Source organism: Pauljensenia sp. 20925_1_34 (assembly GCF_041432775.1).
In the GTDB taxonomy this organism is placed as follows: Bacteria; Actinomycetota; Actinomycetes; order Actinomycetales; family Actinomycetaceae; genus Pauljensenia.
Genome location: NZ_JAPWAG010000001.1, coordinates 1 through 15,796 on the forward strand (window position 1 = coordinate 1; position 15,796 = coordinate 15,796).

Annotated in this window: 16 protein-coding genes; 15 read left to right on the forward strand and 1 reads right to left on the reverse strand. The window is 67.3% G+C overall.

Features of this window, described 5'->3' with window-relative positions:
- Positions 1-187 precede the first annotated feature (187 nt).
- Complete coding sequence (locus O3669_RS00005) at positions 188-994, reverse strand: hypothetical protein (protein WP_371523144.1); 807 nt, start codon at positions 992-994, stop codon at positions 188-190.
- Between O3669_RS00005 and O3669_RS00010 the strand changes: the two genes are divergently transcribed.
- The 15 genes from O3669_RS00010 to O3669_RS00080 all read left to right on the forward strand — a co-directional run bounded on the left by O3669_RS00010 (position 947) and on the right by O3669_RS00080 (position 15,643).
- Positions 947-2,731, forward strand: a complete 1,785-nt coding sequence (locus O3669_RS00010; protein ID WP_371523145.1) for an HAD-IIA family hydrolase — start codon at positions 947-949, stop codon at positions 2,729-2,731. The genes O3669_RS00005 and O3669_RS00010 overlap by 48 nt on opposite strands.
- Positions 2,731-2,934, forward strand: coding sequence for a dUTP diphosphatase (locus tag O3669_RS00015; RefSeq protein WP_371523146.1), 204 nt, complete (start codon positions 2,731-2,733; stop codon positions 2,932-2,934). The genes O3669_RS00010 and O3669_RS00015 overlap by 1 nt, the downstream gene beginning before the upstream one ends.
- Positions 2,915-3,742, forward strand: a complete 828-nt coding sequence (locus O3669_RS00020) for a TlyA family RNA methyltransferase (RefSeq protein WP_314770058.1) — start codon at positions 2,915-2,917, stop codon at positions 3,740-3,742. Before O3669_RS00015 ends, O3669_RS00020 begins: the two co-directional genes overlap by 20 nt.
- Complete coding sequence (locus O3669_RS00025; protein WP_295967723.1) at positions 3,739-4,569, forward strand: NAD(+)/NADH kinase; 831 nt, start codon at positions 3,739-3,741, stop codon at positions 4,567-4,569. Before O3669_RS00020 ends, O3669_RS00025 begins: the two co-directional genes overlap by 4 nt.
- Positions 4,566-6,242, forward strand: a complete 1,677-nt coding sequence (gene recN / locus O3669_RS00030; RefSeq protein WP_295917513.1) for a DNA repair protein RecN — start codon at positions 4,566-4,568, stop codon at positions 6,240-6,242. The genes O3669_RS00025 and recN overlap by 4 nt, the downstream gene beginning before the upstream one ends.
- Positions 6,239-7,384, forward strand: a complete 1,146-nt coding sequence (gene steA, locus O3669_RS00035; protein WP_295917511.1) for a putative cytokinetic ring protein SteA — start codon at positions 6,239-6,241, stop codon at positions 7,382-7,384. The genes recN and steA overlap by 4 nt, the downstream gene beginning before the upstream one ends.
- Positions 7,381-8,262, forward strand: coding sequence for a copper transporter (locus O3669_RS00040; protein WP_295917508.1), 882 nt, complete (start codon positions 7,381-7,383; stop codon positions 8,260-8,262). Before steA ends, O3669_RS00040 begins: the two co-directional genes overlap by 4 nt.
- Before the next feature lie 204 nt (positions 8,263-8,466).
- Positions 8,467-9,111 (forward strand): NUDIX domain-containing protein, encoded by a 645-nt coding sequence (locus O3669_RS00045; protein ID WP_371523148.1) that lies wholly within the window; start codon positions 8,467-8,469, stop codon positions 9,109-9,111.
- Positions 9,112-9,266: 155 nt separating this feature from the next.
- Positions 9,267-9,962, forward strand: a complete 696-nt coding sequence (locus tag O3669_RS00050; RefSeq protein WP_009649042.1) for a metalloregulator ArsR/SmtB family transcription factor — start codon at positions 9,267-9,269, stop codon at positions 9,960-9,962.
- A gap of 32 nt (positions 9,963-9,994) precedes the next feature.
- Positions 9,995-11,440 (forward strand): Fe-S cluster assembly protein SufB, encoded by a 1,446-nt coding sequence (gene sufB, locus O3669_RS00055; RefSeq protein WP_295969605.1) that lies wholly within the window; start codon positions 9,995-9,997, stop codon positions 11,438-11,440.
- On the forward strand, positions 11,440-12,630 hold the full coding sequence (sufD, locus tag O3669_RS00060; RefSeq protein WP_371523149.1) for a Fe-S cluster assembly protein SufD: 1,191 nt from the start codon (positions 11,440-11,442) through the stop codon (positions 12,628-12,630). The genes sufB and sufD overlap by 1 nt, the downstream gene beginning before the upstream one ends.
- Before the next feature lie 16 nt (positions 12,631-12,646).
- A complete protein-coding gene (gene sufC / locus O3669_RS00065) occupies positions 12,647-13,399 on the forward strand; it encodes a Fe-S cluster assembly ATPase SufC (protein ID WP_295917497.1) in 753 nt (250 codons plus the stop codon).
- A gap of 5 nt (positions 13,400-13,404) precedes the next feature.
- The gene (locus tag O3669_RS00070; protein WP_371523151.1) at positions 13,405-14,682 is read left to right on the forward strand and encodes an aminotransferase class V-fold PLP-dependent enzyme; all 1,278 of its coding nucleotides are present in this window, start codon (positions 13,405-13,407) and stop codon (positions 14,680-14,682) included.
- Positions 14,683-14,721: 39 nt separating this feature from the next.
- Positions 14,722-15,198: a Fe-S cluster assembly sulfur transfer protein SufU gene (sufU, locus tag O3669_RS00075; protein WP_295917491.1), complete on the forward strand. Its 477-nt coding sequence runs from the start codon at positions 14,722-14,724 to the stop codon at positions 15,196-15,198.
- A 10-nt stretch (positions 15,199-15,208) separates the two neighbouring features.
- Complete coding sequence (locus O3669_RS00080) at positions 15,209-15,643, forward strand: metal-sulfur cluster assembly factor (protein WP_371523152.1); 435 nt, start codon at positions 15,209-15,211, stop codon at positions 15,641-15,643.
- The last annotated feature ends 153 nt before the right edge of the window (positions 15,644-15,796 follow it).

The window sequence follows — 15,796 nt, forward strand, 5'->3', positions numbered from 1 at the left end:
ACAAGCGTGCCGTCCCTCTCGTTTCACACCCATACACCCACTACCTGTGGAAATGTCGTCTAGACTTGGGTGGTTGAACGCGCTGCACGCGCACCACAGACAAGAGCGCCCTCGCGCGCAGGAATAGAGGTTTAGCACCATGGCAGAAGAGACTCAGGGACGCGGCGGATTCGGCCGTGGTGACTACTCAAAGCGTCAGCCTCAGTGGCGCGATCGCAACGACCGCCGTGACGATCGCGGCGGTTACCAGAACCGTGACGATCGCCGTGGCGGTTTCGAGGATCGCGGCCGCGGTGGATTCGAGAACCGTGATGATCGTCGCGGTGGCTATCAGCGTCGCGATGACCGTGGTGGTGAGCGCGACTTCCAGCGTCGTGACGGTGATCGCCGCGACTTCGGTGGTCGCGATGATCGTCGCAATGATCGTGGTGGTTTCCAGCGTCGTGATGATCGTCGTGGTGGTTTCGAGGATCGCGGACGCGGTGGTTACCAGCGTCGTGATGACCGTGGTGGTTTCCGTCGTGATGATCGTCGTGATGGTGAGCGCGACTTCCAGCGTCGTGACGGTGAACGCCGCGACTTCGGTGGTCGCGATGATCGTCGCAATGATCGTGGTGGTTTCCAGCGTCGTGATGATCGCCGTGGTGGTTTCGAGGATCGCGGACGCGGCGGTTACCAGCGTCGAGACGACCGACGCGGCGCCCCTCGCGACGATCGCCGCGACGGCGGCCGGTTTGAGCGTGATGCTCGTGGCCCTCGTGGCAACGACCGCCGCAAGGACACCAACTACCAGAACTACTCGTCGACCGACGAGTATGTGTCCCCCAACGCGAATGAGCCGACGATTCCTGCCGGCGTGAGCGCCTCCGAGCTTGATGGCGATGCCGCGCGCGCACTCATGACGTTGTCCGGTCCCAACCGCGACATCGTCGCCCGCCACCTCGTGATGGCTGGCCAGTTGATCGACCTCGACCCCGAGGCCGCCTACCAGCATGCGCAGGCTGCCGTGAGCCGCGCCGGCCGCGTCGACGTTGTCCGCGAGGCCGCTGCTCTGACCGCGTATGCCTCGGGCCGATATGAGGAGGCGCTGCGCGAGGTTCGCGCCGTGCGCCGTATGCGCGGCGACGAGTCGCTGCGCGCCGTCGAGGCCGATGCCGAGCGCGGTCTGGGACACCCCGACAAGGCCGTCGACATCATCGACGCCACCGATGCCTCGTCCCTTGAGCTGGCCGAGCAGGTTGAGCTCGTGCTCGTTTCCTCCGGCGCGCGTGCCGACCTGGGACAGTCCGACGTCGGCCTCGTGATCGTCGACGACGCGCTGGCCGTGCTGCCGGCTTCGGCTGACGACGAGCTGCGCCGCCGCCTCATGGAGGTCAAGGCCGAGCGCCTGACCGAACTGGGCCGCACCGAGGAAGCCGAGGCCGTCATCGCCGAGATGCCCGCCGAGGTCGAGGACACCGACATCATCGACGTCGCCCTGTACCAGGACGCCGACGTTGACAACAAGCGCTCCCCGCTGCGCGGCTGCGAGACCGCCCTGGCTGAGGAGTTCGACTGCGCGCTGCTTGACCTGGACGGCACCGCCTGGTCCGGCGACGAGCGCATCGAGCACGCGGCCGCCTCCGTGATCGAGGCACGTACGATGGGCATGACCTCCGCGTTCGTCACGAACAACGCGATGCGCACCCCTCAGCAGGTTGCCGACAAGCTCAACGGTATGGACTTCGAGGCGACCCCCGACATGGTCATGACGTCGGCCATGGACATCGCCGCGATCATGGCCGAGGAACTCGAAGAAGGCGCCAAGGTGTTCGTGCTCGGCGGCGCCGGCCTGCGCCTCGCCCTCGAGGAGCAAGGCTTCGTGCTCGTGGATTCCGCCGACGACGAGCCTGCCGCCGTCGTTCAGGGCCTCGATAAGGAGGTCAACTGGGCCCTCCTGTCCGAGGGGGCCTTTGCGATCGAGCGCGGCGCAGCCTTCTACGCCTCCAACCTCGACGCGACGCTTCCTGTCGAGCGCGGGCAGGCCCTGGGCAACGGTTCGCTGGTGCGCGCGATCCAGCACGCTACCCGCAAGCGTCCCACCGCCGGTGGCAAGCCCGAGCCTGGCATCTACCGCCGCGCGAGCGAGCTCGTCGGCGCGAAGAACCCGATGGCTGTGGGCGACCGCCTCGAGACCGACATCATGGGCGCCGTCGCAGCTGGCGTGCCTGCGATGCACGTCCTGACCGGCGTCCACCAGGCTCGCGCGGTCCTGCGCGCTCCCCGAGGCCAGCGTCCCGCCTACCTGGCGATTGATATGCGCGGCCTGCTCGAGGCCCACCCTGCTCCCAAGCATCACCGTGACGGCACCTGGACCTGCGGTCTGTCGCAGGTTGCCAAGGTGACGCGCGCCGGCGTGCTCACACTCGACGAGGTTGAGCTTACCGACGATGTCACGATCTCCATCGACTCCTACCGCGCGCTCGCCGCGGCGGCCTGGGAGTGGGCGGATGGCTCCGGTAACCCGGTGACCTGCCCCGAGATCACCGTCGTCGACAACGACGACCCCGCCGGCATCGTGGTCGCGCCCGAGCCTGTCGTCGAGGAAGCCTCTTCCGAGGAGGAGTACTCCGAGGGTGCGGCCGCCGATGAGCTGCCCGAGCCCAGTGCGCAGACCCCCGCCTTCCTGCCCGGTGAGGAGGAACTCGAGGCGCTGCTTGAGGCCACGGCCGACATGGACGACGAGGCCTGATGGCCCTTCGTGAACAGACGGCCGCCCGCCTGGTCGGCTTCGATGAACTCGGCGCCACGATGCAAATCTCGACGCTCGAGGCCATCGAGGCCGACCTGCGGCGGGCGCTGTCAGCCGACGTGCCCGCGGGAGCGCACGTTCCCGCGGGCACGTCGGAGCGCGTGAGCAGGAGAGGGACACCGCGTGAAACTGCGACGGATTGATTCGGAGTTGGTGCGCCGAGGCCTGGCGAAGTCGCGCTCGGCCGCCGCGCAGATGGTCGAGGAGGGACGCGTCAAGCTCGACGGCCAGGTGGTCCTCAAGCCCGCGCGTCAGATGGACCCCGCTCAAGCCATCGTCGTCGAAGAATCCGACGACCCCGAGTACGTCTCGCGCGGCGCGCACAAGCTCGCGGGCGCCCTGGACGCCCTCGGCGAGAAGGCTCCCCTCATTGAAGGCCGCCGGTGCCTGGACGCCGGCGCATCCACGGGTGGCTTCACCGACGTGCTGCTGCGTCGGGGCGCGGCATCCGTCGTCGCCGTCGACGTCGGCTACGGCCAGCTTGCGTGGAAGCTTCAGTCGGACCCCCGCGTGGAGGTCCATGATCGTACCAATGTGCGCACCCTGGACCCTGCATCGGTCGCGCCCGCCCCAGGCCTCGTCGTGGGCGACATGTCCTTCATTTCGCTCACCCTCGTCCTGCCCGCGCTGGTGGGAGCGGCCGCCCCCGACGCGGACTTCCTGCTCATGGTCAAGCCGCAGTTTGAGATCGGGAAGGAGCGGCTGGGCCACGGGGGAGTGGTGCGCAACCCAGAGCACCACGTTGAGACTGTCGACAACGTTGCTCGATGCGCGATGGGTCTGGGTCTCGACATCGCGGCCATCGCGGCGTCGCCGCTGCCCGGCCCCTCCGGCAACGTCGAGTATTTCCTGTTCATGCGTCGCGCGTACCCCGATCCGATCAAGGCGGATGAGCTGACGGACTACATCCGTCGCGCCGTCGCCGAGGGCCCCGCAGGGAGGAAGTCATGACACGTGTCCTCATGGTGCGTCACCGCAACCGAACGAACGCCGTGACCAGCGCTGTGACGCTGACGCATGCGTTGGCCGAACACGGCATTGAGGTCGTCGAGGACGCGTCCTCGGGCGGCATCGACATGGTGTTGTCGATCGGCGGCGACGGCACCTTTCTGGTGGCCGCCTCGAGCGCGCGTGCGCTGGGCGTGCCCCTGCTCGGCGTCAACGCCGGGCACATGGGCTTCCTGACGGAGCTCGGCTCGACGGGCACGGGCGACCTGGCGCGCAAGATCGCGCAGGGCGACTTCACGGTGGAACAGCGCATGACGCTGGATGTCACGATGGAGCGCACGGACGGTTCCAAGGCCTCGGACTGGGCGCTCAATGAGGCCGTCATTATGCACACGGACGTCGCCCACCCGGTGCACTTCGCGCTCGTGGTGGACGGCCAGGAAGTGTCGACCTACGGTGCGGACGGCATGATCCTGTCGACGCCCACGGGCTCGACGGCGTACTCGTTCTCGGCGGGCGGCCCCGTCGTGTGGCCCGATACCGAGGCGATTGTCGTCGCCCCGCTGGCCGCGCACGGCCTATTTACGCGCCCGCTCGTCGTGGGGCCGTCGGCCTGCGTGGAGATCGTCGTGCTCGACGACATGTGGACGGCGCCCGAAATGTGGTGCGATGGCCTGCGCCGCATGACTGTGCCTGCGGGTGGCATCGTTCGCGCGCGCGTGGGGTCCTCGCCGGTCCAGCTGGTTCGCGTCGATGACACTCCCTTCTCGGCGCGTCTGGTTCGCAAGTTCAATCTTCCCGTGCGCGGGTGGAGGGATGGCCCGCGGTGATTGAGTCTCTCGATATCGCCAACCTCGGCGTGATTGCGTCGGCGCACGTGGACTTCGGCCCCGGCCTGATCGTCGTGACCGGCGAGACCGGCGCGGGTAAGACGATGGTGCTCTCGAGCTTGCAGCTGCTCCTCGGTGCGCGCGCGGACGCGGCGCTTGTACGCAGCGGGGCCGACCGCCTCTCGGTCGACGGTATCTTCACGGTCGGCGACCAGATTTCGGCCCGCGTGGAGGAGGCTGGCGGCATCGTCGAGGGCGGCGAGCTGATCGTGGGGCGCTCGGTGCGTGCGGCCGGACGGTCTCGCGCGCACCTGGGTTCACGCCCGGTACCCGCCTCCGCGCTCTCCGAGATCGTCGGCTCGATGGTGACGATCCATGGTCAGGCAGACCAGATTCGTCTGACGGGGGAGGCCGCCCAACGCCGCGCCCTCGACCAGTTCGGCGGCGCCACGCATGCCTCGCTCGTGCAGGAGTATCGCGAGGCTTTTCGAGCCGCCGTGGAGATCAAACATCGCCTCGATTCGCTGCGCGGAGACGCCAGCGACCGCGAGGAGGAGCGCGAGGACCTGCGCGCTGCCCTCGAACAGATCAAGGCGCTGGACCCCCAGGTCGGCGAGGAAGAGGACCTGATCCGCGAAGCGTCCCGGCTCGCCAACGTGGAGGACCTGCGTGCGCTCATGGGCGTGGCGCTGGGCTACCTCAGGGGAGACGACCGCGGCGACTTTTCGGGCGCGGTCGAGGCCGCGCGCAGCGCCTACGCTCAGCTCGACGACGCCGCGCGATTCGACGAGGCCGTGGCTGAGTTCGCGGCGCGGGCGCGCAGTCAGGCCCTCGAACTGGACGCGCTGGCCGACGACGTGTCCGCATACCTGTCTCGCCTGGATGCGGACCCTGAGCGACTCGCGCAGATTCACGCGCGCAGGGCTGCCATCAAGGACACGCTGCGCGGCCGGGCGGCCGACATCGAGTCCCTGCTGGTGTGGGCCACACAGGCCCACGCGCGCCTGGAGGAACTCTGCGCCCCGGCCTCGGACCCCGAGGTCGTTGAGCGCGAGCTCGCGGCGGCCCAGCGCCTCGTCCTCGACGTCGGTGCGCGCCTGACGAAGGCGCGCACACGCCTGGCCCGTGAGCTCGCCAAGGGCGTCAACGAGGAGATCCACGCCCTGGCGATGCCTGACGCAACCCTTCACATCGACCTGGAGTCCACCAAGCCGACCTCCCACGGTTGCGAAACGGTCGTGTTCCGCCTCCAGCCGCACCCGCACGCGCCCGCGCGCCCGCTCGGACAGGGCGCCTCCGGCGGCGAGCTATCGCGCGTCATGCTCGCTCTGGAGCTGATGCTGGGACGCACCGAGGCCTCGTCGACGTTCATCTTCGATGAGATCGACGCCGGCATCGGCGGCCAGACGGCAACGGAGGTGGGCGCACGTCTCAAGCGCCTGGCAGACAGCCGCCAGGTCATCGTCGTGACCCACCTGGCGCAGGTTGCGGCCTTTGGCGACCAACACCTCGTCATCGAAAAGAACGACGGCACGACGAACGTCCGCGAGGTCACGGGCACCGACCGCGAGGCTGAGCTCACCCGCATGATGGGTGGGGATCCGCACTCGCAGGCGGCGCGCCGCCACGCCTCGCGCGTCCTGGCCTCCGCCGTGTCACAATCGCAGGGATGAGTGACACACGTTCAACTACAGCAAGCGCCCGCACGGGGCGGGTTCGTATTGACGACCGACCCAAGCACCTCGCGACGCGCCTGGAGAGCGGCGACATCGCCGTCATTAACGTCGCCGACCTGGACAGGGACAGTGCCGCAGCGCTGGTGGCCGCAGGCCCAGCAGCGGTACTGAACGCCCAGCCGTCGCTGACGGGACGCGTCGCCGCCCTGGGTCCCCGGCTCATCCTCGACGCCGACATCCTTCTCGTGGACGACCTGGGCCAGGACGTCATGTCCCTGCGCGAAGGCCAGGAAGTCACGGTCACGGGCAGCAAGGTCCTGCTCGAGGGTACCCTGATTGCCACCGGCAACCGCGTCGAGGACGAGGATCTGGAGATCGAGGTCGCGGACTCGGCCGCCCTTTTCGCCGGCTTCGAAGGCGCGATTGAGGACTACCTGGCCAAGGACGGCCCGACCGTCCTGCGCGGTGAGGGCGTCCCGGAGCTGCCGGGTCTGGCAGATCGGCCGATCCTGCTGGTCACGGACGCCTCGGATGCCGCCAAGCAGCTGCGCGCGCTGGCCCGCTGGCGCGCCGAAGCCGCGCCCTACGTCGTCGCCGTGGACGGGGGAGCGGACGTCGCCCTGAAGGCGCGTCTGCCTCTCGACGCAGTCATCGGCGACGCCGAACTGATGAGCGAGAAAGCCATCCGCAAGGCTGGCTGCTTCATCGTGCGCGTCGGCGGCGATGGCCTGGCTCCCGGTGCCCAGCGCCTGGACCGTATGGGCATCGTTCACTCGTCCGTCACGATGTCGGGCTCCTCGCTCGACGCGGCCATGGTCGTCGCCGCACACTCGCACGCAAGCGCCATCGTCACCGCAGGCGTGTCCTACGGCGAGGCCGAGTTGGTTGACGCTGGACGGTCCCTGGTCGCACCCGCGTTCTTCTCTCGCCTGGCGTGCGGTTCGCGTCTGATTGGTGCCCCGGCAGTTGCCGCCACGTTCCGTCCCCGCCCGCGCGGCTGGACCCTTGTGATGCTCGCGCTCGTCGCGCTCGTTCTCATGGGAGTGGCTCTGTGGTCCACCCCGTGGGGTAATGACCTGCTGTACCCGATCACGTCTTTGTTCTCGTCGCTCACGCATGCTGCTGGAGGAGCCCAATGATTAACTTCCGCTACCACGTCGTCTCGATCATCGGGATCTTCATCGCGCTGGCCGTCGGCGTCGTCCTGGGCGCCGGCCCGCTGCAGCGCACGATCAACACGGGCATGAATCCCTCCTCCTCGGCTGCGAGTTCCGACCCGGCGCTGAGCGCGCAGGCGGACGCCGAGGCCGCGGGCCTGAAGGCCCTGGCCTCCTCGACCCTCACCGGTTCGCTGTCCGGCTCGAAGATCGCCCTGGTCGTCCTGCCGGGTGCTTCCGAGGACGACGTGTCCGCCATTCGCTCGACCCTGACTGACGCGGGTGCCTCCGTCGTCGGCCGTGTCAGCCTGACCGACAACTGGCAGTCCACCTCCATGAGCCAGTACCGCTCGACACTGTCCACCTCGCTGTCCTCTCACCTGTCCTCGAGCGGCGCGAAGGGCGCAAGCGCCGACGGCGTCGTGGGCCACGCGATCATTCAGGTGCTGACCGAAACGGGTCCCGAGACGGACCTGCTGCGCCAGATTCTCACCGACAAATCCACCCCGCTCATGATGATCGACGAGGACCCCGCCGGCGGGGCGACCACGATCGTCGCGATCGGTCCTCGCGCGCAGACGACCGCCACGGCCTCGTCCGCTCCGGCGAGTGCCGACGCGTGGACCGGACTGGCTCTGGCAGTGGGCACCACCTCCGGCGTGGTCGTCGGTGACGGCTCGGGCCGCGACACGATGATCGCCCAGATCCGTACCTCCGGCACCGCCGTCACGACCGTCGACTCGGTCGGAACGACCCTGGCGGCCGTCGACACGGCACTGGCCCTGTCCCACAAGGCCACCGGCGCTCGCGCCTACGGCGTGGGCACGGGCGCGCAGTCCGTCATCCCGACCGTCAAGTAAACCTGACACCTCCGGCACGAGCCCCTGCGATCTCCCAGGTCGCCGGGGCTCGCCCATACCCGCAAGCCAGCCACGACCTCGGGTGTGACACTATACTGAGGTCCGTCCCGGGTACGATACGCCCGGTGCCTCGCAGAGGTGACAAGTCCGCCGAGCGCGCGACGTCGACCCATCACGTAACGACCACAAGGAATGAGACTTTCGATGCGTTTCCTCTCCGCCGACCAGATCTCGTCGATCGAAGACCGCCACACGCCCCACACGGTGACTGAGTCCACGACTGCGTGGAGCGGCCGGATCGTGGACATGGTGGAGGATCACGTCGTGGTCGTCGAGGGCGAGGAACCTGTCGTCCGTCAGTACACGCGCCACCCGGGCGCCGTGGCCGTCGTCGCCATGCGCGGCGAGGAGGGTGCCGAGGAGATCCTGCTCCTGCGTCAGTACCGCCACCCGGTGAACGCCTCCCTGTGGGAGATTCCCGCCGGCCTGCTGGACATTCCCGGCGAGGATTCACGCGTGGCAGCCGAGCGCGAACTCGCCGAGGAAGCCGACCTGAAGGCGGCGCGCTGGGACGTGCTCGTCGACTTCTTTACCTCTCCGGGCGGCTCGACCGAGCCGCTGCGCGTCTTCCTCGCGCGTGACCTGGAGACCACGGAGACCAGCTTCGAGCGCGAGGATGAGGAAGCCACGATGGAGTACGCGTGGGTCTCGCTCTCTGACGCCCTGGACTGGGTGTTCGCTGGGCGCCTGCACAACCCGTCGACGGTCATCGGCATCCTCTCGGCACACGCGGCACGAGGCCGTGGCTGGGAGGGGCTGAGGGAGCCGGGTGCTCCCTGGCTTCGCTGATTACCCGATAATAGGCCGTAAGTCCCTCGACATGTGGGTGGTGTAACACTCCGATACGCTTTTCGCAACGCCTCTTTATCCAAATTAGCGTAGACTTCTTTCCAGAGAAAAGCACGGATTGGAGCGCGCGAGATGCGTGTCGGAGCGGAGGACAGGTGGCTGAAGAAGTAGACGCCACAACCCGTCAGCAGGTGCTCGATCTCATCGTTGAAAAGGGACCGGTCACGGCCTCGGCTATCGCCAAGGTCCTGGGCCTGACGACGGCCGCGGTACGCCGCCACATCACGCTCCTGCTGGAGTCGAAGGAGATCGCCGAGCACGAGCCCGGCGCACCCTCCAAGCGGGGACGCGGACGCCCCGCGCGTCACTACGTGGCCACCGAGCGCGCCCACATTCATCTCGCCGACGGATACTCCGACCTGGCCTCCAAGGCGCTAGGATACCTGGGGCAAGTTGGGGGAGAAGAGGCCGTCGAATCCTTCGCAGCCGCGCGCTCGCGCGAGATTGAGCGCCGCTACGCGCCCATCGTGCGCGACGCGGGATCGGATCCCAGGGTTCGTGCCCAAGCGCTGGCAGACGCGCTCACGCAGGACGGATACGCCGCGACCGTCCGCGACATCGGGGGAGGCACGCTGGCTGTTCAGCTGTGCCAAGGGCACTGCCCGATCCAGAACGTGGCGGGGGATTTCCCCCAACTGTGCGACGCCGAGACGATTGCCTTTGGCAAACTCCTCGACGTGCACGTTCAGAGACTTTCCACGCTTGCGGGCGGCGGACACGTATGCACCACCCACATCCCGGTGGGCATGCCGATCATTCGCCCGGGTGCGAGGAATGTGCGACGCAAGTAGCACACGATTAGGAACGAGAGGTTGACACAACTATGACGCAGGCACCCGCCTCGGGCGCTGAGGACCGTCGTATGACCGATGACGAGATCATCGAGTCCATCGGCGGTTATGAATACGGTTGGCACGATTCCGACGACTACTCCAAGGACGTCCCCACCGGCATTAACGAAGAAATTGTCCGTTTTATCTCGGACGTGAAGGACGAACCGCAGTGGATGCGGGAGCGTCGCCTCAAGGCCCTCGAGCTGTTCGAGCGCAAGCCGATGCCGGCGTGGGGCCCGGATCTGTCTCACGTGGACTTTGACGCGTTCAAGTACTACGTGCGCCCCACGGATCGACAGGTCAACGACTGGGAGGACCTGCCCGAGGAAATCCGTGACACCTACGATCGCCTGGGTATCCCCGAAGCCGAGAAGGCCCGCCTGGTCTCCGGCGTCGCCGCCCAGTACGAGTCCGAGGTCGTCTACCAGCAGATCCAGGAAGACCTGGAGCGCCAGGGCGTCATCTTCACGGACACCGACACCGGCCTGCGTGAGTACCCCGAAATCTTCGAGGAATACTTCGGCAAGTGTGTGCCGGCCGGCGACAACAAGTTCTCGGCGCTGAACACGGCCGCGTGGTCGGGCGGTTCCTTCGTCTACGTCCCCAAGGGCGTTCATGTGACGATCCCGCTGCAGGCGTACTTCCGCATCAACACCTCGGCCATGGGACAGTTCGAGCGCACGCTCATCATTGCCGACGAGGGTTCTTACGTTCACTACGTCGAGGGCTGCACCGCCCCCATCTACGACGAGAACTCGCTGCACTCCGGCGTCATTGAGATCTTCGTGAAGAAGGACGCGCGCGTTCGCTACACGACGATCCAGAACTGGTCGACGAACGTGCTCAACCTCGTGACCCAGCGCGCGATCGTCGAAGAGGGTGGCACCATGGAGTGGGTCGACGGCAACATGGGTGCCGCGATCACCATGAAGTACCCCGCCTGCTTCCTCATGGGCGAGCACGCCCGCGGCGAGACCCTGTCCATCGGCTTCGCCGGCCCCGGCCAGCAGCAGGACACGGGAGCCAAGATGGTGCACATGGCGCCCCACACCTCGTCCTCGATCGTGTCCAAGTCCGTCTCGCGCGGCGGCGGCCGCACCTCCTACCGTGGCCTCGTGCAGGTCAACGCGCGTGCCCGCCACTCCAAGTCGAACGTACTGTGCGACGCCCTGCTGGTGGACAAGATCTCGCGTACCGACACCTACCCCTACGTCGACGTGCGCACCGATGACGTCGAAATGGGTCACGAGGCCACCGTCACCAAGGTGAGCGCCGACCAGCTCTTCTACCTCATGAGCCGCGGCCTGGACGAGAACGAGGCCATGGCCACGATCGTGCGCGGCTTCGTCGAGCCGATCGCCAAGGAGCTGCCGATGGAGTACGCCCTCGAGCTCAACCGCCTCATTGAACTGCAGATGGAAGGATCCGTCGGCTGATGACGACCCCCAACACTATTGTCGAGACCATGAACAAGGCCCACTCGCACGGGGCCGACGCCGAGAAGGCCCACCCCTCGCGCGCGGACCGTCCGACCTCCTTCGACCTGACCGACATCGCGGTTCCCCGCGGTCGCGAAGAGGACTGGCGCTTCACCCCGATGCGTCGCATCGAGCGCCTGTTCGAGCCCGCCAACTACGACGCGGGCGACGCTCCCGTCACCGTCGAGGCACCCGCCCCGGTCACCGTCGAGACCGTTGCCCGCGACGACAAGCGCCTGGGCACCGTCCTGGCTCCCGGCGACCGCACCGCAGTCGTCGCCTGGAACGGCTTCGAGCAGGCCACGATCGTCGAGATCCCCGCCGAGGTCGAGCTGGATGCACCCGTGCGCATCAACGTCTCCGAGGTTGAGGGCACCCGCGCCCAGCACATCGTGATCCGTGCGGCCGCCTTCTCCAAGGCCACCGTCATCCTGTCGCACACGGGCTCGGCTCAGTCCGCCCTCAACCAGACCGTCGAGGTCGAGGCTGGCGACAGCTCCAACCTGACCGTCGTGTCGCTACAGGAGTGGGATGACACCACCCTGCACGCCTCCAACCAGCGACTGGCCCTGGGCCGCGACTCCAAGCTCACCCACATCGTCGTCACCTTCGGCGGCGACCTCGTGCGCCTGTGCGCCGACACGGACTTCCGTGGCCCGGGCGCCGAGCTGAACATGCTGGGCATCTACTTCGTGGACGGCGGCCAGCACCTCGAGCACCGCGTCTTCGTGGACCACTCCCAGCCCAAGTGCTTCTCGCGCGTCACCTACAAGGGCGCCCTGCAGGGCAAGGACGCGCACTCGGTGTGGATCGGCGACTGCCTGATCCGCGAGGCCGCAGACGGCACGGACACCTACGAGCTGAACCGCAACCTCGTGCTGACCGAGGGCGCCAAGGCCGACTCCGTGCCCAACCTCGAGATCGAGAACGGCGAAATCGAGGGCGCGGGCCACGCCTCCGCGACCGGCCGCTTCGACGACGAGCAGCTCTTCTACCTGATGAGCCGCGGCGTTCCCGAGGCCGAGGCCCGTCGCCTCGTCGTGCGCGGCTTCTTCGCCGAGCTGATCAACCAGATTGGCGTCCCCGAGGTGGTCGACCACCTCATGGCAACCGTCGAGGCCGAGCTGGCCAAGTCCCGTAACAACTGAGCTTTAAGGAATACACATGTCGACTCTGCGCATTAAGGACCTGCACGTCTCCGTCGAGACCGCCGAGGGCCCCAAGGAGATCCTCAAGGGCGTGAACCTCACCATCAACTCCGGCGAAATCCACGCCATCATGGGCCCCAACGGCTCCGGTAAGTCCACCATGGCCTACGCCCTGGCCGGTCACCCCGACTACGAGATCACCTCGGGCGAGGCGTGGCTCGACGACCAGCTCATCACCGAGATGAGCGTCGACGAGCGCGCCAAGGCTGGCCTCTTCCTGGCCATGCAGTACCCCGTCGAGGTCGCGGGCGTGTCCGTCTCCAACTTCCTGCGCACCGCCAAGACCGCGATTGACGGCCAGGCCCCCGCCCTGCGCACGTGGGTCAAGGAGATGAAGAGCTCCATGGAGAACCTGCGCATGGATCCCGACTTCGCTGAGCGCGACGTCAACGTCGGTTTCTCCGGTGGTGAGAAGAAGCGCCTGGAGATCCTCCAGATGGAGCTCCTCAAGCCCTCCTTCGCCGTCCTCGACGAGACCGACTCCGGCCTCGACGTCGACGCGCTGCGCATCGTGTCCGAGGGCGTCAACCGCGTCCACGGCGAGACCGGCTGCGGCGTCATGCTGATCACGCACTACACCCGCATCCTGCGCTACATCAAGCCCAGCCACGTTCACGTGTTCGTTGATGGCCGCGTCGCCGCTCAGGGCGGCCCCGAGCTGGCCGACGAGCTCGAAGAGAACGGCTACGACAAGTACCTGGGCCTCTGATACCCGTGCCTATGGATTTCACCGCCGCCGAGCTCGACGCGATCCGATCGGACTTCCCGATTTTGAGTCGCGTCGGGCGTGGCGGCGCGCCCATTGCCTACCTTGACGCGTCAGCGACCTCCCAAAAGCCGGCCAGTGTCATCGATGCTGAGGCCGACTTCTACCGGCGTTCCAACGGCGCGGTCCACCGTGGCACGCACCTGCTGGGCGACGAGGCGACCGACGCCTTCGAGAGCGCGAGGGGCACCCTGGCCTCGTTCGTGGGCGTGTCCCCGACTGAGATCGTGTGGACGAAGAACGCGACCGAGGCCATCAACCTGGTCGCCCTGTCCATGGGACACGCATCGCAGGGGATGGGAGGCTCCGAGTCGGCCGCTCTGCGCGTGGGCCCGGGCGACCGCATCGTGTGCACCCGAGCCGAGCACCACGCGAACATCGTGCCCTGGCAGCAGCTGTGCGAGCGCACGGGTGCCGAGCTGGCCTGGCTCGACCTGACCCCGGACGGCCGCATCGACTTGGAGACCCTCTCGGTCATCACGCCGAACACGCGCCTCGTGGCCTTCACGCACGTCTCAAACGTGACGGGTGCCGTCTCCCCGGTCGCCGCGATCACCGCGGCGGCGCGCTCCGTCGGCGCGCTCATCCTGCTGGACACCTGCCAGTCCAGCGCCCACATGCCCCTCGACCTGTCCGCCCTCGACGTGGACTTCGCGGTCTTTTCGTCGCACAAGATGCTCGGCCCCACGGGCGCGGGCGCGCTGTGGGGGAGGAGGGCCCTGCTCGAAGCCATGCCCCCCGTCCTGACGGGCGGTTCAATGATTGAGTGGGTGACGATGGAGAGCTCGACCTTCATGGCTCCCCCCGAGCGCTTCGAGGCCGGTTCCCAGCCCGTCGCGCAGATCGCCGCGTGGGCCCGCGCCGTGGACTATATGGCGGGGCTCGACATGGCCCGCGTCGAGGCCCACGAGCATGCGCTCACGCGCATGATGCTCGAGGGCATCTCGTCGATCGAAGGCATCACAGTCCTCGGCCCCGACACGGACGTGGATCGCATCGGCGTCGTGGCCTTCGCCGTCGACGGGGTACACCCCCACGACGTCGGCCAGTTCATGGACTCGGTGGACGTCGCTGTGCGCGTCGGACACCACTGCGCGATCCCGTTGCATACCTTCTTCCAGGTTCGTTCCTCTGCCCGTGCGTCGGTGGCGCCCACAACGACTCCCGAAGAGATTGAGCGTCTGGTGGATGGCCTGTCGAAGGTGCGAACCTTCTTCGGCCGCTAGAATTGTGCGGAGTCGTCGGAACCGTTCGGAAAGGTAGCTATGGGCAGTCTTGACCAGTTGTATCAGCAGGTGATCCTGGATCACGCGCGCGAAAAGCACGGGGAGGGAGACCCCTCGGGCCTGGAGGCTTCCTCGCATCAGGTCAACCCGACCTGCGGCGACGAGGTCACCCTGGGCGTCACGCTCGACGGCGACACGCTGGCCACCCTGGCGTGGGACGGCGACGGCTGCTCGATTTCGCGCGCCTCGCTGTCCATGATGACCGACCTGACCGCGGGTAAGTCGGCCGAGGAGATCGGCCGCCTGTACCGCGATATGGAAGTCATGATGCATTCGCGCAACCTGGGCGTCGACGATGAGATCCTCGACGAGCTGGGAGACGCGGCCGCCCTGGAGTCCACGTCGCAATTCGCCAACCGCGTCAAGTGCGCGCTGTTGGGCTGGTACGCCCTGCGCGACGCGATGGCCAAGTCCGGTATCGATATTTCCACCGCGGGCGAGCCCGCCGAGCAGTAAAGGAACAGTTATGAGCAACCCGATGGCTCAGTCTGAGCCCGTCGAGCAGCGTTTCGCCGTCCCCGCTTCGAACGAGGCCGTGGAAGGCGCCGCTGCCACCCGCCAGATTGACGGCACCGACGTCATCGAACAGGGCACCCTGTCGGCAGACAACGTGCTGGAGGCCCTCAAGGACGTCATCGATCCCGAACTGGGCATCAACATCGTCGACCTGGGCCTTGTGTACGGCGTCGTTATCGGTACTGAGAACCAGGTGCGTCTTGACATGACGCTGACCTCGGCTGCGTGCCCGCTGACCGACGTGATCGAGCGCCAGGCCCAGACGATCCTCTCGGGTGTCACCGATGACGTGCAGATCAACTGGGTGTGGATGCCGCCGTGGGGCCCCGACCGCATCACGCCGGACGGCCGCGAGCAGCTGCGCGCGATCGGCTTCAACATCTAAGCGTTTGCTTTGTTTCCTGTCCCCGGTGCCCGTAGGCACCGGGGACACTCGTATGTAACCGGTGGTCACTGGTCCCGCGCCTCCCGTTCTCTTCTGCGAGCGGCTCCAGTGTCGCGTGTCCCGTTCCTCATGATGTTCCGGTAACCTAATGTG

Excerpts from the sequence above, each read along its gene's own strand:
- O3669_RS00080 (WP_371523152.1), top strand. The coding sequence starts at position 15,209 with ATGAGCAACCCGATGGCTCAGTCTGAGCCCGTCGAGCAGCGTTTCGCC.
- steA (WP_295917511.1), top strand. The coding sequence starts at position 6,239 with ATGAGTGACACACGTTCAACTACAGCAAGCGCCCGCACGGGGCGGGTT.
- sufC (WP_295917497.1), top strand. The coding sequence starts at position 12,647 with ATGTCGACTCTGCGCATTAAGGACCTGCACGTCTCCGTCGAGACCGCC.
- O3669_RS00005 (WP_371523144.1), bottom strand. The coding sequence starts at position 994 with ATGCTGGTAGGCGGCCTCGGGGTCGAGGTCGATCAACTGGCCAGCCAT.
- sufU (WP_295917491.1), top strand. The coding sequence starts at position 14,722 with ATGGGCAGTCTTGACCAGTTGTATCAGCAGGTGATCCTGGATCACGCG.
- O3669_RS00015 (WP_371523146.1), top strand. The coding sequence starts at position 2,731 with ATGGCCCTTCGTGAACAGACGGCCGCCCGCCTGGTCGGCTTCGATGAA.
- sufD (WP_371523149.1), top strand. The coding sequence starts at position 11,440 with ATGACGACCCCCAACACTATTGTCGAGACCATGAACAAGGCCCACTCG.
- O3669_RS00040 (WP_295917508.1), top strand. The coding sequence starts at position 7,381 with ATGATTAACTTCCGCTACCACGTCGTCTCGATCATCGGGATCTTCATC.
- sufB (WP_295969605.1), top strand. The coding sequence starts at position 9,995 with ATGACGCAGGCACCCGCCTCGGGCGCTGAGGACCGTCGTATGACCGAT.
- O3669_RS00010 (WP_371523145.1), top strand. The coding sequence starts at position 947 with ATGGCTGGCCAGTTGATCGACCTCGACCCCGAGGCCGCCTACCAGCAT.
- O3669_RS00045 (WP_371523148.1), top strand. The coding sequence starts at position 8,467 with ATGCGTTTCCTCTCCGCCGACCAGATCTCGTCGATCGAAGACCGCCAC.
- O3669_RS00025 (WP_295967723.1), top strand. The coding sequence starts at position 3,739 with ATGACACGTGTCCTCATGGTGCGTCACCGCAACCGAACGAACGCCGTG.